Here is a 24,718-nt window from a genome sequence, read left to right on the forward strand (position 1 = left end):
TCTTGGTTCCTCTCAAGGTTCGAAAATAAACTCGACTGCATCGCCAGCCGGCGGCATGTACGGTTCGTCGGTAAAAATGAACTGGATGGGCGTCACAGGAATCTCGATCTCCCATTGATGGGAGGTGAAGCTACCCAGGCCGTCGCGCACGGAGAACACCTTCGCAATGACCGGGGACGCGTTGATATCCTCGATTTGGATCGTGGTGGTGTCGCCGGTAACGCCTGCGGATTCGGCCACCAGCAGCGACATGTCGCTATTCCACAGCTGCACCGTATAGGTCGTCCCCGGCTCAGGGCCGATGCTCGCCGCCGTGACGTCCACCAGCGTATCGGCCTGCAGCACGCGATCGCGGTGCTTCCACGTGAATACCAAGTCGGCCCCGACGCTGGTCGGGTAGCTTTCGCCGTTCAACTTGACGCCGGCCGGCGGGTAGGGACGTCCTGCGCGGCCCTGCATCTCCAAGGTCAACGCCGGCGCCTCCGACAGTGCGAGCATCTCGCTGCTGGTGCGCGTGAGCGCCTTGGCTGACACCGTCTCGCCGTCCGAGTACTCACGGGTGTCCGCGCCGGACCACGCATCGTAGAACCAGATCCGCTGCCCAGCCTCGTGCGGGATGGCCACCGTGTCCGCGCAGCCGCGCCCCAGGGTGAGCGTGCCAGCCACCGGGTCGATCGCGTCGACGCGTACAATCTCCGCGCCCAACAGCGCAGCAGTGCCGACCTCCACCTGGCCGAGATCGCTTTCGCCGGCCAGGGTGAACGCCGTGTCAGTCCGTGACGCCGCCTCGACCAACAATGCGGTCGGGCACCAGTCGAATGTTCCGACTTCGCCGTAGTCGGACGCCGGCGGCGCCGTCCAGAGCGCGTAGTTGATACCCGTCCCCGGCCGCCTGGCGACGGTCGCGAGGAACCCGGCGTCGACGGCGAGCACAGCCAGGTCGCCTGGCGAGAGTGTGCCGGCGAGTTCGACGTACGGAGCTTCGAACGCAAGCTGCTGAGCAGGCACCTGCGGCTTCGTCGATGGCGTCGTGTCAACCCCAGGCTCGCCCACGATATAGGTGGTGTCCGGCATCGAGAACACGTCCTGCACTGCCACCAGCTTGATCGAGCCGGACCGTAGGATTCCAGTGTCGATGTCCCCGACCATGCACACCATGTCTGCGATCCCCCGCAACGGAAGCTGCAGGCGCAGGAACTGCCCGAGCCGAAGCGCGTGGGGCTTCCGGTTGGTGGTCAGCGTGAAGCGCTTTAAGGGTGTCGCCTTGCTTCGGAGGTCTCGGGCTGCAACGCGGAGTGCCAGGCTCTCGATCGGGATCTCGGGGTACTCGATCGTCTCGGAGCGGACCCCGCCGACCGCCGCGATCGCGCCGAGCGAATGCTGCGGAGACGTCGCGCGATCCTCCTTCCGCTCCGGATCGAACCATGCGACCACCACCTGGTTGACCGCATCGTCGAGGGTGGATGGATCCTCCTCGAATTCGATGATGTCGTCGTCCGTCAGGATCAGCAGAGCGTCGAGGTCGTGAACGCCGCGGATCAGGTCGAGGTACCACTGCCCGTCAACGCGGCTGCGCGTGCAGCTGGCGCCGATGACGTTGCAGATCCGCTGCCGGAAGTCCTCGAGCGATTCGCTGTCAGAGTCATACTTGGTGCAGATGCCGAAGCCTTCGGCGTACAGCTTTTGGGCCGCCGCGCGGAAGCTGTCGTCGTTGATGGCTGCAACCGGTTCGCCCTGCATGTCCGCCGACGTGAGGCAGTCGTAGATCACGTGCGCGGGGTTCATGCCGCGCATGCCGCCAAGCATCGCTTGGACAACCACGGCGGTGATCGCGCCAGGGTCGTCACCCTCGATCACAGGAACACCGTCGTTCGGCGTGTTGTCGACGTACTCGGTATACGTGGTGTCCGACAGGTCGATGTTCATCCCGTAGCAAGCCAGCGCGGTGACACCGTTGACGACCGCTCCGGCCTCGGCGGCGATCTGCGCGGCCGTCATGCCGGAGCCCGCATCTGCGGGTTCCCCATCGGTGACGAAAAATGCCACTCGCTTCGCGTCGCCTGGAGCGCCTGCATAGAAGTCAGGCATATCCATCACGCCGGCGGTGAAGTATGTCGAGTACGACGATGACCGGGCGCTCACCCACGCCTTCAGGTCGTCGATGTCGCTGCTGTCAACATCGCGTCGGAGAATCGAGGCGCGACCACTTGGGTAGGTGCCGAAGCCGACGATCATGATGTCGGTCGTCACGCCACGCTCGGCAATCAGGGAGCCGATGAAGTCCAGCGACGAGTTGATCGCCGACTTCATGTTGGTCAGCCGGCTCTGCCCGTTCGGCGTGATCGTGTCCATCGAGCCAGACAGATCCAGCGCGAAGTAGACGGCTACGGACGACGGCGCTACCAGGCCGATCTCGGCAACCTCCGGGTACCAGCACTCGTCGTTGTCCCACCCCTTGAGTATCCGCCGCAGCTTGAAGGAGGCCGGCTTCGGATACGGGTTGAAGGCACCGTAGCGACCGCCCTGGAACACGCCGCCGGCGCGCCCACGGTAGGCGCTCTGCTCGGGGCCCAACTGAGCGGCCAAGTAGCTGCTCGGCGACTGGCTCTGCTCACCGAAGCGCACGTCAAACGTTCCGGTGATTCCGCCTTCCGACGTCTCGCCACCCCACAGGTTGGCGGCGTTGATGTAGATCTGGCCACTGCTGGTGAGCTCGCCGCGCCAGGCCGTGCGATCGCCGCCGCGGAACTCCAGGAACGCATCGATCGGGCCCTTGCACCACCCGAAATGCATGATCAGTTTGTACCAGTACCCGACCGTGGTTTTCTTGCTGCTACCGCCCATGCTCTGCCTCTTCTTGTTGCCTGGCGTGCTTCACGAGCGCCAGCGCCAATCCGTCGCCTGTCGCCTCGAGGCGCTCGGAGGCGATGCCATTTCTTACGAAGTCCGACCAGTCCAACTGGTGGCGGGCGAACCATGCGCGGCTGCCGGACGCGCACAGTCCGGGCCGGGGCCCGAAGCCGGTGATCGTCCTCAGGTGCTCGATGCGCACGATCATTTCTTGCCGCTCTTCTTGCGAATCGCATCGGTGCCGGCGGGCTTCCAGCCGAGCACGATGGAGTCGTCGACCCACACCGTTCCGTAGATGCGGATCATGGATTTGCCGTCCTTGACGGTTGGCGCGTTGCCCTTTTGCGCCTCCTGGTTCTGCGGCTTCGGCCGCATCGCGTACGAGACCAGCAGCGAAATGATTAGAACCACGATCGCCCAAATGATCTGCACGTAAGCTGCGGAGACTGGTCGACCACCCACGTACTTCGTGGCATACACGCGGGCGCGGGCCTCGTAGGCGATCGCGATCAGGAGTGCGCGCAGGCGCTTGGCTTGGAGTGAGCGCATCACCACACCGGATTTCCGTCGAAGATGTTCTTGACCGGTAGGTACATCGACCCACCGTAGTTGTCGCCGTTCTCGAAGTAGCCGGTGCAGTCGGCCCAGTTGTGTGCGCACCCTGGGTACGCGACGACCTCCAGCGCGACGGAGAGATCTGCCGCACCGTAGTTGACGACGATCGCGGCGCCCGTGTGCTCCATGATCGTGCGGAACTCCTTCAGACCGTCGGGCCGCGTCCATTCGATGTAGCCACCGGCGAGGCGCCCCACGGGTAGCGTCGCAAACTCCGGTGCCGTCAGCATCAGCCCCGTGACGCCGGTAAGCACCGCTGGCAGAGCGTGCAATTCCTTATCGACGTTGCACATGCCCAAGCCCTGGCTGTACAGCGCCAACGGACAGCCTCGCTGCCACTTGAGTTGCAGGCCGCTGCGCCGCCCCGACGTACGCGATGGCTCGCAGGTGAGCTTCAGCGTGGTGTCCGTGTAGGAAGGCGCGACGACGCGGCCGATCCATTCCGTGGCCACGTCCGCATCACCATAGTGCTGGGCCATGCAGGTGACGATGACCGGATCGCTTGGCGGGTACGGCCGCCACCACGAGGCAATGGCGACGTCGTCCTCGCCGACCTTGAGCGGAAGCGTGATCGTCACGTTGCTGCGCTTGGCGTCGACGCCCTCTCGGATCGGACCGCGGGCGATGCTGATCGGGTTGTATTCCTCGCCACCGATGAGAATCGTGCGATCCGCGCTGGTATACCGCTCCACAAGCGTGCCGCGCTCGAAGCGGAAATGCGCCACCGGCTGGCCGAACCAGCGGCTGATCTCGCGCAGGCTAAACGTCATCGGTCACCGCCGTGAAGCTGAGGTCACAAACGCCGATGCCGTCGACATCGGTCTGGTGTTCGATCTCGACCTCGTCGCTCGCCTGGGTGCACAGGCTCATGAACGACACCAGCCGGATCCGCGAAGGCGCGATCGTGGCGCCCAAGGCCGAGGCGAGCGTCAGGCTCTCGAACTCGCCTGCCTCGCCCGAGCCGGTGATCCTGCGATAGAAGACCGTGCCGTCCTTGAGCTCGATGCGGATGTCCCGGCGGCCCGCCTGCTGTCGGCCGAACAACGTGTAGCCGCACCACTCAACGACAAGGACCGTGCTGTCCGCCGCGATGGTGGCGGCCACCTTGATGTCGGCCGCCCAGCTTGGCACCCACAGCGGCACCGCACGGCCGGCCAAGCCGTACAGGAGCGAGCGCACGGCGCCGTGCTCGGCGCGGCCGTCCATAAGCCAGCGATGCGACGCACTCCGGAAGGCGCGCCCGGCGAGGTCGAATACCGAGGGGAGGCCGCTCCCCTCGTCCACCACCTCGATCTGTCGCGAATAGCTGGCCGTCGGGTCGGAGCCTTCGTCGGGCCGGTGCTCGAGCACGGGGAACCCGAGGTAGGTCGATGCCGGCAACTCGGCCGGCCAGTCGCATACCTCCGCGATCTCGAAGCTGACGCTGCGCTTGCCCGCGACATCGTTCCAGGCGCTCTCCTGCGAGCCGTCCAGCACCCGCGCAGCCCGCAGCGGGTACAGGCGGGTGCCGGCGCCCCACGACGCGCCCAGTGGCTGCAGGAGCGCCAGGCTGTCGCCCAGCACCGCGTCGATGGTCACCACCTCGAAGGCGTTCACCGAGCGCCACAGCATCGCCTGGCCGCCTTCCCGGAACTCGAAGGCGGTGGTGCGGCAAGGAACGATCGTCGCCCCGACCGCGACCGGGCTCAGCAGGCGCTGGACGTCGTGCCAGATCGGAAGCGCCCACAGCTTGGTGCCGCGGTCGAACAAGAGGGCGTCCGCTACGCGGCGCGCCTGAGCCTCGGCCAGGACGTCGAAAGTGAACGTGCGGCGGGGGCTGAGCCGCAGCTGCCGGTGCTGGGTGTAGCCAGTGCGGTTGGACCGCAGGATGTCCGTGAGCCACGCCAGAGTCTCGCGGACGCCACTGCTCCAGTCGGGCGGGACGGGCCAAGGCACGGGACCGGCGGAGGTGTAGCTCATTCCTGCCACCCCGCCTGGATGCTGTTGCCGTTGGCCACGACCCCGTTGACCAGGGTGCGCTCGAATTCGCGGTTGTTCGCCAGCGCCTGCGCCAGCTGGTCGAGATCGAGGAAGTTCAGTACGCGCGTGTTGGCGTTGACGGTCGGGGCCAGTCCGCCGTTGGCGGCGCTCGGGTGCTGCTCCCACCGGGGGCCGGCCAGGCGGGCGTCAGGTTCCACGAAGCCGCCGTCGGCGTATCCGCGCCAGTCGTAGAGCGCGTCCATCCCGCGATTGTTGAAGTCCTCGAGGAACGCGCGGGCGCCCGGCTGGCGCACCACCTCGCGGCGGTTAACGAATTCCTCGGCGTGCACGATGCCGGCGGGTTGCCATTTCGAACCGGGGCCGGTCCAGCCGCCCTCCGCGAAGCCGCTGCCGCCGTCGTAGCTCGCCTGGGACAGCAACGAGGCGATCTGCGCACCCTGCGCCAGGGCGCCGGCGATGAAGCCGATGTTCTGAGGGAAGCCGGCCTTGCTCGCCTCGGCCACGTTCTGCGCCAGCGCGACGGCCGCCTGCGCGACCGCGAAGGCCTTGCTGATGGCGAACAGGGCGCGGTAGGTCTTGCTCTGTTCGCCGCCGTAAGCCTTGGAGATGTCCGCCAGCTGCCCGAAGGTCGCCGACGCGCCGGCCAGCATCGCCTGCTGGCGCGCCGACTCGATCTGGCGCAGCGCGTCCTGGTGCTGCGCGGTGAGGGCCTGCTCCTGCGCGTTCCACTGCGCCTCAACGCCGATCTTCTGCGCACGGAACTGGCTGAGCAGCGCCAGCTGATCCTGGTACCACTTCTCCAGTTCGGCGCGAGCCTCGCCGATCTTGCCGAGCTCACCGAACGCCCCGCCGATCTCCGGTGCCAAGCCTTCGAATTTCGGTGCCTTGTCGAACGCGCCGCTGACGATCCGTCCCATCGACGCGTCGTAGGCCGCGGAATCGGCGATGCCGGCCTTCAGGGCCTTGTTGAGCGTCTCGACCTGCGCGATTGCTCCTTCCAGAGCGGCCTCGGCCGGCGTGCGCAGCGCGTCCTGCAGCTGCTCATAGGAGCGCTTTGTATCCTCGAGCTCCCGCTTCTGCTTGGTGGCCTCCTCGCGCTTGGCGCGCTCGCTGTCCAGCAGCTGCGCGTTGTCGACCAGTTGCTGCTTCACCGCCTCGCTGGCGTTCCGGTACGCGCCTTCCTCGATCTCGTAGCGGATCCGCGCCGCCTCGCTGACCTTGGTTTCACCTTCGGACAGATCGCCCAGCAGCGCGATCTGCTTCTCCAGGTTCTCGACTTCGCGCAGGGCGGCGTCGTTGGGATCCGTGGCCTTGGGGCCGCGCGGCGTGCGGGACTTCTTCTCTTCGGTCTCGTCCTCGATGGCCTTCTTCAGGCGCTCGTATGAGCCGTCATACAGGCGTGAGTCGTTCGGATCGACGGCCGCGATGACGTTGTACTGCTCGATCAGCTTGTTGAGTCTCTGCTGCCGCTCGACCTTCTTGTCGATGCGCGCGATGTCGCGGTCGATCGACGCCGCGGCGCTGACCGCCTTGTCCTGCAGCTGCTGTTCTTCGGCCGCGGCCTTCGCCGTCGCATCCTGCAGGTCCTTGCGTTCCTGCCACTGCGCGATGTTCTTCTGTTCGTTCGCGATGCGCTCGCGCAGCGCCTGGTTGGCCTTGTCGGCCTGCGCCTGGGTGAGGATCCCGAGCCGGACGTTCTCGGCGAGTTCAGCACGCTGCTGGTTCGCCATCAGGATGCCACGCTGGCCCGCGGCGATGCGGGCCTCGGCATCCTCGCGGCCGATGTCCTTGATCATCTGCCAGGCGCTGCGCGCCGCGTCGCGCACGTCGTACCAGGCGCGCTCGAGCGTGCCGGCATTCGCCCGCATCTCGGACACGCGCGACGCGGTCACTTGAGCAAGGGCTTCGGTAGCGGCCTTCGTCGCGTCCTGAGCCCGACCCTGGTCCTCGAGCGACTTGACGTTCTCGTAGACCTCCAGCGTCAGGAAGTGGTAGCGCTCGTTCAACTCGACCAGGCTCGCGGTCGGCGACTTGGCCAGCGCGATCACCTGGTTCGTGGTGTCCTCGATGCTCTTTCCAGTCAGCTGGGCAAGACCCACGGCCGCCTGCGTGGCGCTCTGCAGCGAGTCCGAGGTGAACTTGCCTGACGCGGTCAGCGCCTCGAGCGACGTCTGCGCCGCAGCGAAGTCGCCCGTGGACTCGCCCACCTGGTTGCGCATGTCTGCCAGCGCACCGGCCGTCGTGCCCGCGTAGTTGCCGGTGGCGATCAGCGCGTTATCGAACGCGCGCATCTGCAGGTAGTTCGTGACCAGCGCCGCGGTGAGCCCGCCCACGACCAGGGTGACGCCGCCGATCGCCAGGCCGGCGCCGGAGAACAGCCGCCCCGCCAGCCCAGCCTGGTTGCCCAGCTGCAGCAGCTGGTTGCCGGCCAGTTGCCACTGGCCGGTGACGCCGTAGCTGACCAGCTGGGACAGGTTGCGCTGGACACCGAGCGACTCGGTGTTCAGGGTGCGCATCGCATTCGCCGACTGCGCCGCGCCGTCTCGGATTGCAGTGAGGCGCGTGCGCTCGGCGCCGATGGTCGCCATCGCGCGGTTGTACTGCTCGCGGGAAATGCGGCCGGCGTCGACCGCCGCCTTCAGCTGTGCCTCGTCGCGCGCGAGGCGCTGCAGCGAGGCGCCCGCCTTGTCGTAGCGCCCGACCGTGCCCTCGATCGCCTTGCCGCTCTTCTCGGTTTCCTTGTTGAGGCGGTCCTGCTCGGCGCCGAGCTTCTCCAGTGCCTCGTCGTATTCCTCCGCCGTGACCAGGCCCTTGCGCATCGCGACGTCGAGGCGCGCCTCGGTGTCGGCCAGGTCGTCGATGCTGGTGGCGCTGCGGCCGAGCCGCTCCTGGAGTTCCGAGATCAGCCCGATCTCGGCCGTGACCGCTTGCTGCGTGGCCCGGCTGGCGGCCACGTAGGCCTGCTGCGCCTGGGCCTGCTCGAGCGTAGCGGCGGCCGCACCGCTGCGGCCTGTTCCAGCGGCACTCTGGTCCGCCTCGATCTGCGCACGCGCCGCCTCGAGCTCAGCGAGCGACCGGCGCACCATGTCGCGGATGCGGTTGTCCGTGCCGGATCCGCTGCCGCTCTTGTTGATCTTGTCGGTCGCTTCGACAGCGGCGTCGCCAAGGCTGCGCAGGTCGCCCTCGGTACCGGTGACTTCGCGGCGTGCCGCCGCGAAGTCCGCCTTCATCCGCATATCGATTTCGAAGTCGCGATTGGCCACCGTCAGCGTTTCCTCAATGACCGGACGCGGTCACGTGCGCCCTTGCCGTCCCACATTGCGATCGCGGTGTCTTCGATGAAGTTCGCCCGTCGCTCTCGCTCCTGCTTCCTCAGTGATGCCAGGAAGCCTTTCAGCTGCCGCTCGGTGAAGCGGCCGATGCGGTCGAAGTCGCCGAGGCCGGCGGCGGAGATCCGGGCGAAGGCGTCGAACCAGTCGACATCGCCGCGCGTTGTCGCGCCTCCCGCATTTCCACGACGGCCTCGTGCACGAAAAAACTGCTGTTCACCGCGAACCAGCTGTCAAGGAAAAGTTCCGCGTCGGTCGGGTTCTTCTCAAGGCCGCGCACCCACTCGGGCTCGACATCGGCGGCCTGCGCCGCGATCTCGATGACCAGGTCCTGGTGGACGCCGAAGAGGCGGCGGATTCGCGAGTACTGCAGGTTGCCGTCCTGGCACATGGCGAACATGGCAGCAATCAGCGGCTGCGCCTTGTGCGCGATGGCAAGGCCTTCGAAGAATCCGTACTCGCGGATGGTGAGCGTGCGGCCAGCGATGGTCAGGGTGACGTCGGGCTTGATCTCGACCAAGGCCGTCGCCGCCGAGGAAGCCTCGGCGGCGGCGTCGACCTTGCGAGGGGTCGTTTTGCGGGCCATGAATCAGGCCACCGCCGCGGACTGTTCGATCTTGCCGAAGCCACCGAGCTCGTCGTCGAGCGAGGCCTCGTCGTCGTACAGCGCCGCGCCCGACAGTTCCAGCTGCCCGAAGCTCTCGTTGATCATCGGGATGCTCGATGCCGGATCGAACTGCACCCGGTACAACCGCACCTTGACCGGCGAACCGTCCAGGGTGTTGATGCCGTCCAGCAGCAGGTAGCGTTCCGGCGGCTTGGTCGTGAACATGGTCACGTCCTGGCTTTCGGTGTGCGAGTACGCGGCCTTGAAGGGCTGGGTGAAGGAAGCCGGATTGATGATCCGGAGCACGCCGCCGTTCTCCGAGTCCAGCGCGTAGTGCGTGCCGGCGGTCAGGGTGGCCGGCGTGCCGTTGCTGTCGGTCACCACCAGCGAGCTCACGCCGCCGTGGTCCAGAGCGACGATGTCGCCGGCAATCAGGCCGGTCGGCAGTAACTCGCCGGTGACGCTGCCGGCCGCGACCGTATTGACCTCGCCGTACAGGCCCAGGGCCAGGTTCTCAGCATTGGCCCAGTTCAGGGTCAGCGCCACTTCGGCATCGCTGCCGCGCTGCAGGCGGGCCGAGGTCAGGCGCTGGCCGGAGTAGCTCTCGCGGCGGGTCTCGGAGTCGGTGCTCAGCGACACGTCGCAGCGCGGTGCGTCGCCCACCCAGCGCAGCGCGCCGGGCTTGCCGCCGGCAAGCCGTGCACCGAGGTACACCTTGCCCTGGAAACTGAAGTCTTTCATTGAGATGTCCTCTTGCTGCTATGGGTGGATGGAGCGTGGTGAAGCGGTTGGTTCAGCCCTGCGGGCGAATGCCGCCGGCCGTGGCGCCGACCGGGACTTCGGCGACGTCCGGACGCTTGGTGGCGCCGACCGATTCGAGGAACTTCGCGTCGGGCTCGTTGACCTCGATTTCGATGCCGTCCGGACCGGGCGTGAGGCGTTTGCCTTCGTGCGTGTGCGGCCGGAAGATCCGGACCTTGCGCTTCGCGCTCGGCGTGGAAGAAGCGGAGCCTGTGGTGCTGGTGTTGCTGTTCATGGCGATTCCTCGCTGGTGGGTGGAAAGCCGCCGGGGCGGTCGTAGTAGGCGAACAGGCGCTCGATCTCGGCGCCCAACACGCCGCGTGCGAAGTCGGCGAGCCGCTCCGGGCGGCGCCCCTTCGCCAGCATCTGAGCGACGGTGGCGCCGTATTCCACGGCGATCGGCTGGCGGCGCTTGCCCTTGTAGCGCCCTTGCGTCATCACCCGCTTCTCGCCGTAGCGCGAAACGACTTGCACGTTGCCGTTGGCCAGCGGCGCCAAGAACGCGCCCTTGTGCAGCGACCGGCGGCCGCGCAGGATCGCCGCGGTCACACCCTTGGCCGTGGCGCGTGCGGCGAAGTTGCGCAGTCCGATGCCGCGGAAGTGGCCGACCAGGCGCACGCCGGTGTCGTCGGCGCGCGTGGACAGGTCCTTGGCGATACGCTGCGCGCCGAGGTTGTACTCGGCCTGGATGTCCCGGCGCGCCTGCACTGGAAGGCGCCGGCGCAGGGTCTGGATCGCGCGGCGCTGGACCCACGGCAGACGGTCCGCGAGCAGGCCCAGGTTGCGCGAGGCGGCCAGCGCGCCCTGCAGCTCGAAGCCGAGCGAGATCCGGCCGCGCCGGCTGGCGGTGACGAAGGCCGCGGTCATCGGCGGTACCTCGTGGTGTACATCTGCTGCACGACCATTTCGGCCAGGCCGTCGGGCTTGTCGAGGATGATCGATTCCTCGAACTGCAGTGGCAGGGCCAACGGCTGCTGCAGGTACTGATCGAGTGCCTGCTCGAGGTCCTCATCGATCGCCGTCGCAAGCGCCTGCAGGTTCTCCAGCGATGCCGGAATGCGGGCCTCGACGATCAGCGTGAACTCGCGCTCACCCTTCGATCGTGCGCTGTCCGGATAGATGCGGCTGCCGGCGTAGAGCGTGATGCGCGGCGCGGTGGCTGCGTCCTTGCTTTCCTCGGTGCGGACATCGGCGCCGGCTTCGGTGCGATAGCCGTTGGCGATGCTGATCTGCTGCAGGCGCGCCTGCAGCACGGTGAGGATCTGGTAGCTGCGAGCGGGATCAGCCATACATCACCGCCTTGGCCACATAGCCGTCGTCGCTGTCGAGCACGTCGACCTTCTTGCTCCAGGCGCCTACGGCGACGACGTCGCCGGCGGACGGAACCCACTGCGCAACCATGAAGCTGACGACCGTGACGGTCGCCACGACTTCGCCGTTCGTTCCATAGCGCTCCACGCCGCGGTCGATGACCACGCGCACGGGGACGGGCGCATCGCCGCCGCGCTGCACGGTACCGTCCTGGCCGAATACCTCGAACAGGTCGGCATGCAGATCCGCGAATGCCAGGTCTGCGTCGCTCACGGCTTGGCGTCCTCCGGAACGGGATTCCCCTGCACCTTGTCGATGCCGTCCAGTTGGATCTCGTACTGGATCAGGCAGGCCTTGCGCTCGCCGGACACTTCGAAGATCGCGCCGATCGGTGCCGTCTCGCGCCACTTGCACCGCTTGCGCAGGTCAGGGTCGATAGGCACGTAATACTTGACCGGCTTCTCGATCACCTCCTTCGCGGGCGCCGCCTTGAGCGCCTGGCGATTCGCACCGCATGCGGTCAGCAGCAGCACCGCCGCGATCAGCGTCAGTAGTCGCGCAACGTGGGACATGCCGCCTCCAATGCTTTGAGCGCCGCCTTGCAGGTATCCGGCTTGTTCGCCGCTTCGCGCTTGAACGCCGATGCCGATTTCTCCGCGGCTTCCTGTCGGCGCTTCACTTCGGCGGTCGCAGCAGCGGACTGCGCGCGCGCCTCAATGAGGCGCTCTGCCTCCTGGCGCACAGCCGCCTCGAAGTCGACCTCCTGTTGTCGGTAGGTCGTGATCACCGCCTGCAGTTCCGCCTCGCGCACGGCGAACTTGCGCGCATCGGCGGCTCGCTCCTGGGTGACCATGAGGAACCGTTGGTTATCCTGGTAGCTGGACAGACATGCGACGGCGGCAACCATCGCCAGGACGGCACAAGCCGCCTTGAGCTTGCTGCCAGGCTTGCGAAGCCACTGGACGAGGTCGCGCAGCGCATCCATCACAAAGCCGCCGGTGGCGCTGGCGAGCTTGACGGCAGCCGCCGGGTTTAGAGCTGCGAACGCGATCACAGCGATCGTGGCGCCACCGCCCGCAAGCCACGGCCAGAAGTCGAGGGTCCAGGACCATGCGGCATGCAGCCAGTTCATGCGACGTCTCCCGAGCGACGGCGCCAACGCACCAGCATTAGGGCTGCCGTGGCCGCGCGGATGACGCACAGGTGCCACTCCGAGACATCCGGATGACCTGCGTGGTCAAGCATCCAGCCCACTGCCGCGACGGCGATGGCGATGTGCAGGAACCCCCACACCAGCCAGCGCGCCCGGCAGGCGAGCGATGCGTCCGGGTGCGGCGTCATGATCAGGCGCCAGCACACCGCAGCGAACAGGGCGAATGTCGTCACGACGCCGCACCAGTAGAGCGGATTCATTGCACCCTCCCGAAGAGTCGTTCCGCCACCCCCTCGAGTCCCTGCATGTACTTCGGCAGCAGCGGCCGAATGAAGACTCCCAGGATGCCGGCGCAGGGCAGCGCGGCAGGCCCGACCTGGTCGGAGAACCACAGCGACAGCGCGGTCACCGTCCATCCATCGAGGAAGGCGTAGCCGATCACGCCGGCGCCGAGGAACACCGCCTTCAGCAGCGCGGTCGCGAACCACCGCGCACCGGGTTCGCGCTTCTCGAAAACCGCCGCCGCGTCCTTGTTCGGCATGATGAAGACGCCGATCAGTGCGCCAACGATGGCAGCCAGAAGCACGGATTGCGGGATGCCGACGATGTTGCGCTCGACGTGCTCGATGACCGTGACGGCCGTCTGCGTCGCGGCCACAGCCGTCAGGCTCGCCGCGGTCAGCTTGATCCCCAACGCCCCCATCATGCGCGCACCCCTGCGAGCTCGAGACCCTTGACAATGAGTTCGTCGGGCCAGTAGTGACCGCCGTTCTCATGGCGGGCGATGGCCTTCGCGATACCGAAGGCCGTAGCGAACTTGGTTACGTCGATCCGGGCATCAGGATCAACGTTCAGCGCCTTTGCGACTTCACGGACGTACGCGCTGGTGATGTTCTCGGTGGGCGGCGCCCAGCGATTGATGATGGCCTTGACCGTGCGCAGGCCATGCTTGTTCTGGTAGGTCTGCAGCACCTTCGCCAGCGCACGGAAACCGAACTCCGGCGACGTGAAGACGCAGAAGCGCGATTCCTTCCTGCGCGCCGCATCGCTGCGGTCCTCGCCTTGCCAGGCGACACCGCTGCGGTCGATGTTGCCGGGGTTGTTGTTGCGGACACCGCGGGGCGCTGCCATGTCATCGGTCCTCGGGCAGGCAGGCGCCCGCGCCGCCGCATGCGCCCTGACGAGGGGCAACGCATGCGGCGGCCGGCGCCTGGAAGGGAGCGGTGTGGACGGTCACGTCGGGCTCAGGCGGCCTTCGGGACGCCGGCGCCGGGGCACAGGCGGACCAGCACTTCGGCCGCGCCGTTGCCGGCCGCGGCGACTGCGTAGCCGAAGTTCTCGACGTCGCCGGTGGCGGCGGATGCGACGATCACGCGACCGGGATTGACGTCCCAGGTGACCGGGTCGCCCACGGCGATGACCGCGGTGTTGAGCTTCGGGAGACGGAACACGCCCTCGACGTGGACCGCGATCGTGTCGCCGATCGCGCCCTTGCTGACGGCGATGCCGAGCATGCGGCCCTTGGTCACGACGCCGCCGCTTTCGACGGCCGCCTCCAGGGTGACGTCGAGGACGCGGCCGTCCTGGTGTGCGTTTTTCATGTTGCTTCTCCGAGAATGCGAAGGGAGGTGAGAAGTGCGAACGTGCGCCGGAGGTGGGCGCCGGCATGGCCGGCGCCCAGGCCGTTACGCGCCGGGGTTCTTGTAGATGCCGCGGTAGTCGGCGATCGCCGGAGCAGCGTCGAGGCGGACCTTCCAGGCGACGCCGTCGACGGTGAAGCCCTCGTGCTGCTCCAGGTACGGCGTCTGGTTGCCGTCCAGGTAGCCGACCACAATGCTGTCGACGACGGAGTTGCTGGCCACGCCGTACCAGGCGGTGGCGCTGGCGGCGTCCAGACGGCCGTCGTCGACCACCTCGAAGGTGTTGCGCACGATGTTCGGCGTGGTGAGGTTCTTGCTGCCGCTCACCTCGTACTGGCTCTCGCGGACCGTGCGCGCCAGGCCACCGAGCGCAATCGGCGTGAGCAGCGTCTTCAGCGGGACGCGGATGATGTTGCCGTCCTTGTCCTTCTGCAGGGCCATCGCCTGGCGCATCGCGTCCACGCTGGTGGTGCTGATCGCCGCGCCCGTCAGCAGGTTCCCGTGCTCGGCGCTGAACAGCGCGAAGCCATCGGCCAGGGTCGGGTTGCTGTTGATCAGGTTGAAGATCGCCTTCGCGATGGTGCGCTTGGCGGCCTGGCCGAGCTTGCGCGGCACGTCGTTGAACACGCCCAGGTCGTCGTTGATGATCGCCTGACGCGTGATCGAGAAGAGGCGGCCGTAGGTGACGATCTGCATCGCCTGCGACTGCTCGCTGAAGGTGCCGTACTTGTACTCGCCGCCTTCCGGAACCACGAGCAGATCGCTGAAGGCGCCCAGGCCGGCGAGGTTCGTCGGCTTGAAGTCGGGCACCGATACCGGGCGGGTGAACTGGTCGAAGGTTTCCTCGGCTTCCTCGTACCCCTTCAACACCGCCTTGCGCGCCGTGTCGCCCAGCAGGCCAGGGAAATCGGAGGTGGAGTGGGTGAACGCCAGGCCCACGATCTCCTTGCGGTCGAGGCCACGGGTGCTCACGCCCGCCTGCGCCAGCGACTCGCGGGCCAGGTCGACCATCGTGAATCCGCGGTACGGATTGTCGCCCTCGGCCTTGGCGAAGCCCACGCGAGCCTCGATGGCGTTCGCCATCGCCTTGCGGGTCAAGTCGCGCTGGTCCTTGCCGGCGACGACGCCGGCGTTGCCGTTCAGCGGGCCGGCGCCGTTGGCCATCAGCGCCAGGATGTGCTTGCCGACGTTGGCCGCCGTCACGGCGGGATCCGCCTCGGCGACCACCTTCTCGACGTAGGCCTTGACGTCGGCGTTGCCCATGTGGGGCTTGGCCATGTCCAGGATCTCGGTGTTGCGGGTGCGCAGCGCGGCGAGAGCTTCGTCTCGGGCTTTGGCGGCCGCCTTCTTCTCTTCTTCGGTCATTGCGACGTCTCCGGTGGTGTTGCCGGCGACCGCCGGCGGTGGGGCGTCGGCCGAAGCCGACGATTTCGGCGCAGCTGCGACGGGCCCGCTGCGCGTGATGGGTGTGCGGAACGCCGCAGCGATCCGCTCGGGCATGCGCTCGAGGTAAGGGGCGAAGGCGGCCTGCGCGGCGACCTGCGCCTTGGCGTTCTCCGCGGCGTCTTCGGTGGCGGCGTCCTCGGTGATGACGTCGCAGAAACCGAGATCCTTCGCTTCGGCCGCGGTGTAGTAGTGATCCTGGTAGTCGCGCAGCAGCAAGAGCATTGCGTCGACCGTCTTCCCGGTCTTCGCCGCATAGCTGGTCGCGATCGACCCTTCCATGACCTTGAGCACGTCGATGTACGCCTCGAGGTCGCGTACGTTGCCCCAGGCCCCGCCCCACGGCGCGTGCACCATCAGGATGGTGTTCGCTGCCATCTGCACGGTGTCGCCGGCGCAGGCGATGACGCTCGCGATCGAGGCGGCGATGCCGTCGATCGTCACGTTGATCGTGGCCTTGTGACGTTTCAACGCGTTGTAGATCGCCAGGCCGTCGGTCACGCTGCCACCGTAGCTGTTGATGCGGACCTCGATCGTGCTGGCGGTGATGTCGTTGAGTTGCTTCACGACGTCGGCAGCGGCCACCGATTCGCCCCACCAGCCGTCGCCGATGTCACCGTAGATCAGCAGCTCGGCGGTGTCGTCGCCCTTAGCGAGAATCTCGAGACGGCCCGGAATGGTGGCCACGGGGCCGGCGGCGGAAGATGCGGCGATCGCGATGGCGAGGGCAGCAGACAGGTGCGTATGCTTCATCAGTTCTTCTCCGTGAGCATGGATCGAACGACTTCACCGCGCAGGGCGGCGCGGGCGTTCGGGTCGTTGGTCTGTGCAGCGTCGCCCAGCTGCAGCGCCTCGCGCTGCTTATTCCAGTCGGCGGACTGCTGCAGCACTTCGTTGGGGTTGTTGCCCAGGGCGAGCGCGTTCTGCTGCGGCGAGGTCCAGCCGCGGTCCTCATACTCGCCGCGCGCCATCGCTTCCTTGAGCGGATCGATCCACGGCATCATCGGGCGCACGTAGGTCGACGCCATCAGGTGGCGCATCTCCCAGGTGCGGGGAAGCTTGATCAGGCCGTCGAGGACGCAGGCCTCGACGAAGCGCTTGCGGATCGGCCGCACGCCCTGCGCGATGAAGCTCTCGGCGAGCATCAGGTACGCGCCCCACTTCTCGACCAGTTCCTGTCGCTGCGCGCTGTATGTGCCGTTGTAATCCAGCGACAGGCTGCTGTAGCTCACGCCGACGCCGCCGGCGGCGGCGCGCAGCTGTTCCTTGCGCCAGGTCGCGGCGTTCGGGTTCGGTCGGTTGCTTGCGATCGTGCCGACGTCCTCACCGGGCAGCAGTTCGTCGAAGATCGCGCCCGGCGTCATGCGCAGTTCGCGCACCTGGTTCCCATCGGATTCCACGATGAGCGCGCCGCTCACCGGCGTGGTGGCGCCGCCGTTCTCGCCCTTCTTGATGAAGGCGCACATCGAAGCGGCGACCTTCGCGGCGATGCGCTCGGATTCCTCGTAGTCCTTGACGTCCTCGAAGCGGGACATGGACGAGGCGAGCACGGAGAGCCCGCGGACCTGGTGCAAGCGGTCGATGAGCGCGATCTGGTGCATGCGATCCGCGCTGACCCGCTTCGTCTCCAGGTTGAAGCCGAGAACGTCGCCCGGATGCGTCTTGTAGACGTGCCAGGCGAGGATGCGGCCCCAGTCATTGCGCTCGCAGCCCTGCAGGATCTTCCTGCCGGGGTCCGTCATGTCGAGCGGAATCAGGTCTGCTTCCAGCATCTCGATGGCGTAGCGCACCTGGGTATCGTAGGTGAGCGCCACGACCGGGCCGATCAGGTCCTGGTAGTAGGATTCGCCGTCGCGGAACCAGCTGCGCGCGAGCAGCTGTTGGCATCGCCCGAAATCGTGCATCCCGGTGACTTCCGGCTTGTCCCACCAGTCATCCCAGAGGTCGTCCATTTCCTGGGCGAGCACGCGGTCGATCTCCCCGCCGGGTTTGCGGGGCGCCGAGAGCACGTCGATTCCTGACCCGACGGTGTTCTGCACCAGGATGTTGATCGCGTTGCGCGCTAGGTCGAGGTCCCGCTCGAGGTGACGGGCCTGGTCGCGCAACTGCTTGGCATCCATGCCGACGATGGCGTTGCCGCTGCCCCAATCGCGAGCCAGTTTGCGCGAACGGCTGGGGCGGGTTACCTCGTGCGCGCGGGCGCTGACCTTCGCGTCCGTGAGCTGCGCGATGGAACGCGCCGACCGATCGACCGGCAGGGTCTCCAGCAGCCGCTGGCGTGCGGTGGCCGCGCTGCCCATCAGGTCACCCCACCGAAGTCGGCGGTCGCGAAGCCGGACCGGCCGCCGCGTTGCTCGCTGGCCACGGCGCGCTGCAGTCGCTCGATCTCAGCGCGGATCTCCTTCAGGTCCGCATACCGGAGCTCGCGGTCGCCGAAGCGCACCGCTTGGCCCTTGAGGATCTTCACCTCCGCGGCCCGGTAGAGTTCGAGGCGTTCTTCGTTGATCGTCGGCATGGGAACAGGTTCCCGTCCCCGCCGTGCCAGAACTACGCAAAACGCGGAACGATCACGCTACGAAAGCCCCGCAGGCGCGCAGGCTTGCGAACAATTTTGTGCGTTCTTTGCCAAAACACGGCACGCAGCCGTATCGTCTAGCTTTGAATGGCCCAGCCCAGGGACTTCGCATGCTCATCCTCGCCACCGCCCTCATCATCGCTGTTGCAGCTACAGCGGCTGACGAAGCGGCGCCTGCCGCTATCGAGCGCGCCCAGACGCTGATCGCTCAGAAGCTCAAGGATCCAGAGGCGGCTCGCTTCCGCGGCGTCCGGTTCAACCCGGACACGGGCATCGCCTGCGGCCAGGTGAACATGAAGAACGGCTTCGGCGGCTACGTCGGATACCAGGACTTCATCGTGAGGGACGACTTCGCGCTCACGCGGGGCGAGGCGGCGGCGTCATTGCAGCCGCTGTTCGACGAGGCTTGGCGGCAGTGCCATGTGGCCCCGGCCGTGCCGGAACCAGCAGCCTGATCGCTCAGGTCTTCGGCCTCGGGAGTCCGCCAGGGAATAGTCGGTACAGCTGCCGACGCGAAACGCTGTAGTCGCTCATCACGCGCTTCACCGGATCGCCGCGCTCGAGGGCGGCGCGGATCTGCTCGGCTTGGTCGTCACCACGCGCCACCGGGAAGTATGGCCGCTGGCCAGCGAAGCAGCCCATCACCGAGTCGACGAAAGGCTGGGCCATCCGTTCGCTGACGCCTACATCGCGGATCAATGCCTCGGTGATCTGTGCGCGTAGTTCCGCATCGCGCTTGCGCATTGCCGTCATAGGCCCCAGCCCTCGCGTGTGGTGATTCCGGCTGATCGACGTGCCGGGCGCGGCCATGTTTCACGGGAATCCGCGGCAGCGGCCGGGGGCGGCGACTGTACCGGCAGTGTTTCACGGGAATCCGAATCCTCTGGCGCAGGGCTGAACAAGTCGACGACGGGTTCGAGCCGGTCCTCCAGCGCCGTCCACTCATGGTCGCGGATCATGTCGAGGCGCACCGCCGGGCTCAGCGCGGCCCAGTAGGCGTAGACCATCGTGTCGAACGACTCATTGCGCGCCCCCTTCGGAGTGATCCACCGCTTCGCGTTGAGGTCGTAGTACTCGACGGTTAGGCCCTTGTAGTACTCGGGAGGCAGCTGTCCAGGATCGGGCTTCAATGGGTCGAAGGGCTCGCCGAGGCCGCCGGGGAAGCGGATCATGCGCCGCTCCACGTCCGTCTCCGGGTTGGCGTCCGCAGTCATACGACCGAACAGGATGTGCTTGGCCACGTCCGTGCCGACGCCCCACACGCCAACGCTTCGAGCGATGGTGCGGTCCCGGTCGTTGACCTCTGTCTTTGCCGGCTTGTAGACCACGCGCTCCGACTTGGCCGAGCGACCGCGCACGACGTACAACTTCTGCGGTCTGAAGCCGCCCGCGACCTGGACGAGGCGCGACTGGCCGGAACGCAGGACTTTCGACTTGACGTACTGCGCGACCATCTCGGTCCAGTTGCCGCCGTCGATCGCCACCGCCTCGCCGATCATCATCGCGCCGCCGCAGTTCCGGTAGCTGCGCATCAACCACGCATCGAGCTCGGCGTAGCCTTCCGGCGTCGAGGGGTCGCCTGGTATCACGTCGTAGTCGACGATCGACCCGCGCTGGCCGCGACCCCAGCCGATCACCTGCGCCTCGAAGCGATCGTGCTGGCAGTCCACGCCGATCGTCAGCACCAGCGCGCCACGTGGAACGCGGCCGCGGTAGCGGCCGGCCTCCGCGCGGGCGGCGATAACTTCCGGGTCCGCCTGCTGCCGCTCCCCTTCGAACGCCAGCCCTTCGTAGGTGTTGGTGAAAGTGACCTGCTTCGACGGATCCGCTTTGGCCTTCGCGCGTTCGCCGGCGATGTAGAGCCACGACTCGCCAAGGCGGTATGGCGCGTACAACGCGTTGAGGTGGAACCCAGGTACGGCGCGGTCGGGAAAGCGGGCGATCCACACGCCGCGCTCGAACATCCAGTCCTTGTGCGTTTCCTCGATGGCCTTGCCGCAGTGCTCGCACACGTACGTGCCGTCGTCCAGCAGATTGTCCATCCGCAGGACCTGCAGGCGTTCGCAGTGCGGGCACGGCACGTGCCGCTCGCGCTGGTCGCTGGCTTCGTACTCGTCGTCGATGATGCTGTCGCCCTTGATGGTGGGCGAACTGCATAGGTAGATCTTGCGGCGGCCTTGGTACGTGCCGGTTCGGCGGATCGCCGCCTCCAGCGCGCTTCCCTGGCCGTTGAGGTTGCGGAGGAACTCGTCGACCTCGTCGCAGTACAAATACCGGACCGGCATCGAGCGGACGGCGACCGAACTGTTCGCCGTGGCGATCACCAGGATGCCGCCGGGAAACTCCTTTGCGCGAACAGTGTTGCCGCTGTCGCGACTGCGCGCCGGCGGCACGACCCGGCTCCACTCCGGGCTCGCTTCGATCGATGGCGCGATGCGCTGCTTGCTGTGACGCTCGGCCAAGTCGATGCCGGGCACCAGCAGCATGATCGGGCCGGGGTCGTGGCACATGTTGTGCCCGAGCGCGTTGATCAGGACCTCGGTGCCTCCGACCTGCGTCGGCTTCTTGAACACGACCTTCTCGGCCGGACGGCCTGGCGAGAGCACGTCCATAATTTCGACCAGGTGCGGGTTGCGCGCGTTTCGCCACTTGCCTGGCTCGGCCGAACTCGCCTCGGGCAGCATGCGGTGGGCCTCCGCCCACTCGCTGATCGTCATCGGAATCCGCGGCATCCACGCGCGGGCCCAGGCCTGGTCGACCGCGCAGACGGCGTCGCCCAACAGGCGCTCGAAGCCGGCGGCATCGAACGTCATGCGGCCTCCGCGGTGTCGCCGTCGGGCGTCGTGGCCAACCCGACGAGCGCCTGGCAGAACTCGCGGTCCGCCTGCTCGAGCAGCTGCTCGACCTTCCGCGGATCGGTTTCGAGGGCCAGCTTCGGCGCCAGGCTCCGCCGCCGCGCGGCCAGCACATCGATCGCGGATCGGACATGGTGCGCGATGCGGTTTGTCACCTCGTCGGCGTGCAGCAGCTGGCCGGCGTCGCGGGCCAGCTCGAGCTCACGCTGCATGGCGCTGGCGCGCTTGTCGCGGGCCGCCTCGCGCTGGTAGTTGAGGCGGTCCGGGTCGGGGTCGTAGCCGCCCTCGGGCGCGCCCTGGGCGGCTGGGCGGGCGCTGGTCGCGCCAGCGGGCACAGGCGGCCGCTGGCGGCCCGTGCGGTCCCCGCCGCGCCCAGGATCGAGCGTGGCGCGCAAGCGGGCGTTCGACGCTGCTTCCAGTACCCGGCCCTCGCTGTCCAGCACGAGCATGCCCTTGGCCTTCCAGCGCGAGACCATCGCCTCCGACACGCCGCGGCGCGCTGCGAAGGTGGCCTGCGTGATGCCGGGCTCAGCGGCAAGCGCCTGCTGGCCAGCGACCGAGGCCGTCTCATCCTTGCCTGAATTCTGCGGGCCGACGGTCATTTCAGCCTTTCCTTGCACTCTTGCACACGTAACCCATTGAAATTAACCAAAAAGATTCCGCAGAAACTGGGCTGATTTCGCGCGCTTGCTGCCCGCAGGATGGTCCCCCCTGGGGAGGACCCGCGTTCCACGGCCGCCGTTCCACGGACCCGGCGGCCCTCGGCCGCGACCTGGTCGAGCTCCATCCCGACCAATGATCCCGACCGCAGCGAGGTCGGGTTGAGGTTGGGCTGAGAGAATTCCCTGACACTCGGCATCCCTCCCAACCTGCCCAACCTGCCCAACCTGTTAGGGGTTATGTGATGCGAGGAAGGGAGGTTGCCGGCTCCATACACGCGTGAGCCCGAAAGGTCGGGCAGGTCGGGCAGAGCCGCAGCACGTCTAGCCCGAGGTCGGGCGGATAGGTTGGGCAGGTTGGGCGGCAGCGCCCCGGAGGTTGGGCAGGCCCTAGAAGGGGCAGTCGTCATCGACGCCTCCTGCTGGCAGCGTGGCCTTGCCTTCGTCCGCCATGTCCCCGCTTGCGCGCAGCCAGCGTCGCTCCCGCAGTGCTCCGCCGTCCACCAGCATCCGTCGGTGCGTCCATCCCAGGCGCTTCATGATCGACGACACGCGCATCTGCTCTGGCCGTCCGTGCTTGGCAGCATCGGCGCCGATCGCGTACTGCAGGATCTCGTCGGTGGTGGTCCAATCGACACGCGTGGTGTAGCTGAGGCGTTGCGGGTAGGCGCGATCGCCTTGACCTTTGCCCTCGAGCCAGCGACTGATGCGGCCTTCCCAACTGTCCTCGAAGTAGCGCGCTTCCTGCTCCGCGGCTGCGTCGTCCGGCAGCTTCCACCAGGGAACGCCGGCGTCGAACAAGTGCACCGCTTCGGCCCACAGCTGGTCGCGCAGTTCGATGATCTTCTCGAGCTCGATCACGCCCTCATCGAGGACGCGTACCGGCAAGAAGCGGCGGCCGCCGGTGTGATCGCGCAAGTACTCGGTCTCGTTGGTCGTGCCCACGAATACGCACTCGCGGCGGTACGACCGCGGCACGCGCTCGTAGGGCGCGCGGTACTTGTCGACGCGGCGGGTGATGGCACCCTTGACGCTCGTGACGTCGGCCTTGCTGAAGCTGTCCATCTCGGCGATTTCGACGCCCCAGCAGCCGAGGATCACCTGGTAGAAGTCCTTGCCCGCCGGCGACTCGAGCGTCTCGACGTACCACTGCGCGCCGAACAACGCTTCGAACGAGGACGTCTTCTTCTTGCCCTGGCCACCCTCCAGCACCAGCATGAAGTCCACCTTGGATCCGGTGAACGGCTGCTTCGGATCGACCCACAGCAGGCGCGAGGCTGCGGATACCATGAAGCACGTGGCGGCCTGCAGGTTGTAGGGCTTGTCCTCCGCGCCGAAGAGCTCAACGAACATGCGCTCTACGCGCGGCGTCCCGTCCCACTTCAAGGCACGAAGATATTCGCGGATGGGATGGCGCCGGTGGCGACGCGCGACCGTGATCACTGACTTCAGCACGAGCTCATCGCTCACGCTCATGTGGTAGCGATCCGGCGACTGCAGCCAGGCAGCGAGCTCACAGCTATCGGTGTCGGTGAACTCGTCGCGGTTGCCGCCGGTCCACGGCGGATCCTTGGCCAGCACCACCTGGTTGCTCGACTCGTTGAGCCACACCATGCCGGCGAGGTTCTCGTCGTGCTCCAGGATCATGATGCAGTTGTGCAGTGAGCCTTCGACGCCGCCGTCCTTTCTGCGGGTCAGTGCGTTCTTCCACGCACTCGGGTCGGAATCGCCTGGCGGTGGCGCCGTGCCGCCGCCATCAACGACCGTGAACTTCTTCTTCGATCCGGCCACGGCGGTCATCCTCGGATCACTTCGAGGTCGCCGACGCGCTGCGCGGCCCATGTGGCCAGCTGTCGCGGGGTCCATCCGTCATCGAGGGCATCGGCCAGGTCCCAGCCCTTCGGCTGGCCTTCGGTATCGATGTAGCGCATCGACCTGACGCCTGCACGCTGCAGGAACTGCGCTACTCCGGGGTGCTGCAGCCCGCTGTAGTCTCGGTAGCCGAGCATTGCGTCGCGGCCCGGTTGGTCGGCATCGGGCCACAACACCACGTCGCGACCCGCCAGCGGCGACCAATCGACGTAGGGAATACCCTTGCTGCCACCTGGCCACGTCACCACCGCGTACATGGGCAGCGCGCCAGCGCCAGCCGCGCGGCATTTTTCGCCCTCCGGCATCAAGACGGGCGCGAGTGGCTTGGCTGCAAGGTCATCAAGGCCACAGAGCGGCCGCGGACGTGGGAAGGGGCGAATGCACCATTGCATCGCACCGTCGGGCCCGATGCACCAGGTGATCGTCGGCGTGATCTTTCCGTCGCCGAACTCGCACCGCAGCACGTAGCCCAGCAGTGCGCCGGCCGCGTTGCGATACGCGTCGGCTCGAGCAGGCCGGAAGCGGGAGAACTTGGACCGTTTTGGGTTCCAGACCGGCACGGTCCATCCGTCAGCGCGCAGCAACGCCGGCGCGTGATCGGGCACAGGCAGCAAGGGAATCCATTTGCCCTCCGGTACAGCGACCTCGATCGGCGCCGACTCGCGGATGGGCTCGAAGTCGCGATGCCCGAGCTTCTCACAGGCTTCCTTGAAGTCCAGGCCGTCATGGCGCATGACAAACGCGATCACGTCGTGGTGCGCGCCGCACCCGAAGCAATGGACGAAGCCTTTAGCCGGCGAGACGTAGAAGGATGGCGTGCGCTCCGAATGGAAGGGACAGCAGCCCTTCCACTCGTTGCCGTCGCGCTTGAGCTTCACGTAGGCGCCTACGACATCGACGATGTCCACGCTGGCGCGCAGTGCGTCGGTGTCGATGCGCGCAGCCGACGAAGCGTTCATAGAAGCGCTCCCTGTCGACGGGCTGTCGCCGCATCGCGCTGCTGCCGCCGCTTGAGCGCGCGGTACTGC

Annotated in this window: 27 protein-coding genes; 1 reads left to right on the top strand and 26 read right to left on the bottom strand. The window is 67.1% G+C overall.

The window, feature by feature from the left end:
- Positions 1-12 precede the first annotated feature (12 nt).
- The 21 genes from Q5Z11_RS07995 to Q5Z11_RS08095 all read right to left on the bottom strand — a co-directional run bounded on the left by Q5Z11_RS07995 (position 13) and on the right by Q5Z11_RS08095 (position 18,244).
- Positions 13-2,844 carry a phage tail protein gene (locus Q5Z11_RS07995; RefSeq protein ID WP_303749503.1) on the bottom strand — a complete coding sequence of 944 codons (2,832 nt, stop codon included), beginning with the start codon at positions 2,842-2,844 and terminating at the stop codon, positions 13-15.
- Positions 2,834-3,058: a hypothetical protein gene (locus tag Q5Z11_RS08000; RefSeq protein WP_303749504.1), complete on the bottom strand. Its 225-nt coding sequence runs from the start codon at positions 3,056-3,058 to the stop codon at positions 2,834-2,836. Before Q5Z11_RS08000 ends, Q5Z11_RS07995 begins: the two co-directional genes overlap by 11 nt.
- A complete protein-coding gene (locus Q5Z11_RS08005) occupies positions 3,055-3,399 on the bottom strand; it encodes a hypothetical protein (protein WP_303749505.1) in 345 nt (114 codons plus the stop codon). The genes Q5Z11_RS08000 and Q5Z11_RS08005 overlap by 4 nt, the downstream gene beginning before the upstream one ends.
- Positions 3,399-4,235, bottom strand: a complete 837-nt coding sequence (locus tag Q5Z11_RS08010) for a phage BR0599 family protein (RefSeq protein WP_303749506.1) — start codon at positions 4,233-4,235, stop codon at positions 3,399-3,401. Before Q5Z11_RS08010 ends, Q5Z11_RS08005 begins: the two co-directional genes overlap by 1 nt.
- Positions 4,225-5,424 carry a hypothetical protein gene (locus Q5Z11_RS08015; RefSeq protein ID WP_303749507.1) on the bottom strand — a complete coding sequence of 400 codons (1,200 nt, stop codon included), beginning with the start codon at positions 5,422-5,424 and terminating at the stop codon, positions 4,225-4,227. The genes Q5Z11_RS08010 and Q5Z11_RS08015 overlap by 11 nt, the downstream gene beginning before the upstream one ends.
- Positions 5,421-8,708 carry a phage tail length tape measure family protein gene (locus Q5Z11_RS08020; RefSeq protein WP_303749508.1) on the bottom strand — a complete coding sequence of 1,096 codons (3,288 nt, stop codon included), beginning with the start codon at positions 8,706-8,708 and terminating at the stop codon, positions 5,421-5,423. The genes Q5Z11_RS08015 and Q5Z11_RS08020 overlap by 4 nt, the downstream gene beginning before the upstream one ends.
- A 130-nt stretch (positions 8,709-8,838) precedes the next feature.
- Positions 8,839-9,360 (bottom strand): DUF6631 family protein, encoded by a 522-nt coding sequence (locus Q5Z11_RS08025; RefSeq protein WP_303749509.1) that lies wholly within the window; start codon positions 9,358-9,360, stop codon positions 8,839-8,841.
- A 3-nt stretch (positions 9,361-9,363) separates the two neighbouring features.
- Positions 9,364-10,122, bottom strand: a complete 759-nt coding sequence (locus Q5Z11_RS08030; protein WP_303749510.1) for a phage tail tube protein — start codon at positions 10,120-10,122, stop codon at positions 9,364-9,366.
- A 52-nt stretch (positions 10,123-10,174) separates the two neighbouring features.
- Positions 10,175-10,417, bottom strand: coding sequence for a DUF7210 family protein (locus tag Q5Z11_RS08035; protein ID WP_303749511.1), 243 nt, complete (start codon positions 10,415-10,417; stop codon positions 10,175-10,177).
- The gene (locus tag Q5Z11_RS08040) at positions 10,414-11,049 is read right to left on the bottom strand and encodes a hypothetical protein (RefSeq protein WP_303749512.1); all 636 of its coding nucleotides are present in this window, start codon (positions 11,047-11,049) and stop codon (positions 10,414-10,416) included. The genes Q5Z11_RS08035 and Q5Z11_RS08040 overlap by 4 nt, the downstream gene beginning before the upstream one ends.
- The gene (locus tag Q5Z11_RS08045) at positions 11,046-11,471 is read right to left on the bottom strand and encodes a hypothetical protein (protein WP_303749513.1); all 426 of its coding nucleotides are present in this window, start codon (positions 11,469-11,471) and stop codon (positions 11,046-11,048) included. Before Q5Z11_RS08045 ends, Q5Z11_RS08040 begins: the two co-directional genes overlap by 4 nt.
- On the bottom strand, positions 11,464-11,766 hold the full coding sequence (locus Q5Z11_RS08050) for a head-tail joining protein (protein WP_303749514.1): 303 nt from the start codon (positions 11,764-11,766) through the stop codon (positions 11,464-11,466). Before Q5Z11_RS08050 ends, Q5Z11_RS08045 begins: the two co-directional genes overlap by 8 nt.
- Positions 11,763-12,065 (bottom strand): hypothetical protein, encoded by a 303-nt coding sequence (locus Q5Z11_RS08055; RefSeq protein ID WP_303749515.1) that lies wholly within the window; start codon positions 12,063-12,065, stop codon positions 11,763-11,765. Before Q5Z11_RS08055 ends, Q5Z11_RS08050 begins: the two co-directional genes overlap by 4 nt.
- Positions 12,041-12,625, bottom strand: a complete 585-nt coding sequence (locus Q5Z11_RS08060; protein ID WP_303749516.1) for a hypothetical protein — start codon at positions 12,623-12,625, stop codon at positions 12,041-12,043. Before Q5Z11_RS08060 ends, Q5Z11_RS08055 begins: the two co-directional genes overlap by 25 nt.
- Complete coding sequence (locus tag Q5Z11_RS08065) at positions 12,622-12,906, bottom strand: hypothetical protein (RefSeq protein ID WP_303749517.1); 285 nt, start codon at positions 12,904-12,906, stop codon at positions 12,622-12,624. Before Q5Z11_RS08065 ends, Q5Z11_RS08060 begins: the two co-directional genes overlap by 4 nt.
- Positions 12,903-13,352, bottom strand: a complete 450-nt coding sequence (locus Q5Z11_RS08070; protein ID WP_303749518.1) for a hypothetical protein — start codon at positions 13,350-13,352, stop codon at positions 12,903-12,905. The genes Q5Z11_RS08065 and Q5Z11_RS08070 overlap by 4 nt, the downstream gene beginning before the upstream one ends.
- The gene (locus Q5Z11_RS08075; protein WP_303749519.1) at positions 13,349-13,777 is read right to left on the bottom strand and encodes a structural protein P5; all 429 of its coding nucleotides are present in this window, start codon (positions 13,775-13,777) and stop codon (positions 13,349-13,351) included. Before Q5Z11_RS08075 ends, Q5Z11_RS08070 begins: the two co-directional genes overlap by 4 nt.
- 113 nt (positions 13,778-13,890) lie before the next feature.
- Positions 13,891-14,247, bottom strand: a complete 357-nt coding sequence (locus Q5Z11_RS08080; protein ID WP_303749520.1) for a DUF2190 family protein — start codon at positions 14,245-14,247, stop codon at positions 13,891-13,893.
- Positions 14,248-14,331: 84 nt separating this feature from the next.
- Complete coding sequence (locus Q5Z11_RS08085; RefSeq protein ID WP_303749521.1) at positions 14,332-16,482, bottom strand: ClpP-like prohead protease/major capsid protein fusion protein; 2,151 nt, start codon at positions 16,480-16,482, stop codon at positions 14,332-14,334.
- Complete coding sequence (locus Q5Z11_RS08090) at positions 16,482-18,029, bottom strand: phage portal protein (RefSeq protein WP_303749522.1); 1,548 nt, start codon at positions 18,027-18,029, stop codon at positions 16,482-16,484. The genes Q5Z11_RS08085 and Q5Z11_RS08090 overlap by 1 nt, the downstream gene beginning before the upstream one ends.
- Positions 18,029-18,244 carry a primosomal replication protein PriB/PriC domain protein gene (locus Q5Z11_RS08095; protein ID WP_303749523.1) on the bottom strand — a complete coding sequence of 72 codons (216 nt, stop codon included), beginning with the start codon at positions 18,242-18,244 and terminating at the stop codon, positions 18,029-18,031. The genes Q5Z11_RS08090 and Q5Z11_RS08095 overlap by 1 nt, the downstream gene beginning before the upstream one ends.
- A gap of 170 nt (positions 18,245-18,414) precedes the next feature.
- Between Q5Z11_RS08095 and Q5Z11_RS08100 the strand changes: the two genes are divergently transcribed.
- On the top strand, positions 18,415-18,759 hold the full coding sequence (locus tag Q5Z11_RS08100) for a hypothetical protein (RefSeq protein WP_303749524.1): 345 nt from the start codon (positions 18,415-18,417) through the stop codon (positions 18,757-18,759).
- 4 nt (positions 18,760-18,763) lie between these two features.
- Here the strand turns inward: Q5Z11_RS08100 and Q5Z11_RS08105 are convergent, their stop codons facing one another.
- From Q5Z11_RS08105 to Q5Z11_RS08125, 5 genes are all read right to left on the bottom strand, one after another.
- Positions 18,764-19,057 carry a hypothetical protein gene (locus Q5Z11_RS08105; protein ID WP_303749525.1) on the bottom strand — a complete coding sequence of 98 codons (294 nt, stop codon included), beginning with the start codon at positions 19,055-19,057 and terminating at the stop codon, positions 18,764-18,766.
- On the bottom strand, positions 19,054-21,117 hold the full coding sequence (locus tag Q5Z11_RS08110) for a phage terminase large subunit family protein (protein WP_303749526.1): 2,064 nt from the start codon (positions 21,115-21,117) through the stop codon (positions 19,054-19,056). The genes Q5Z11_RS08105 and Q5Z11_RS08110 overlap by 4 nt, the downstream gene beginning before the upstream one ends.
- Positions 21,114-21,761 (bottom strand): hypothetical protein, encoded by a 648-nt coding sequence (locus Q5Z11_RS08115; protein WP_303749527.1) that lies wholly within the window; start codon positions 21,759-21,761, stop codon positions 21,114-21,116. Before Q5Z11_RS08115 ends, Q5Z11_RS08110 begins: the two co-directional genes overlap by 4 nt.
- Before the next feature lie 447 nt (positions 21,762-22,208).
- Entirely contained in the window at positions 22,209-23,618 is a 1,410-nt protein-coding gene (locus Q5Z11_RS08120) for a VapE domain-containing protein (RefSeq protein ID WP_303749528.1), read from the bottom strand.
- Positions 23,615-24,649 carry a CHC2 zinc finger domain-containing protein gene (locus tag Q5Z11_RS08125; protein WP_303749529.1) on the bottom strand — a complete coding sequence of 345 codons (1,035 nt, stop codon included), beginning with the start codon at positions 24,647-24,649 and terminating at the stop codon, positions 23,615-23,617. Before Q5Z11_RS08125 ends, Q5Z11_RS08120 begins: the two co-directional genes overlap by 4 nt.
- Positions 24,650-24,718: the final 69 nt, after the last annotated feature.

The organism is Stenotrophomonas sp. 610A2, assembly GCF_030549615.1.
Taxonomy (GTDB): Bacteria; Pseudomonadota; Gammaproteobacteria; order Xanthomonadales; family Xanthomonadaceae; genus Stenotrophomonas; species Stenotrophomonas pigmentata.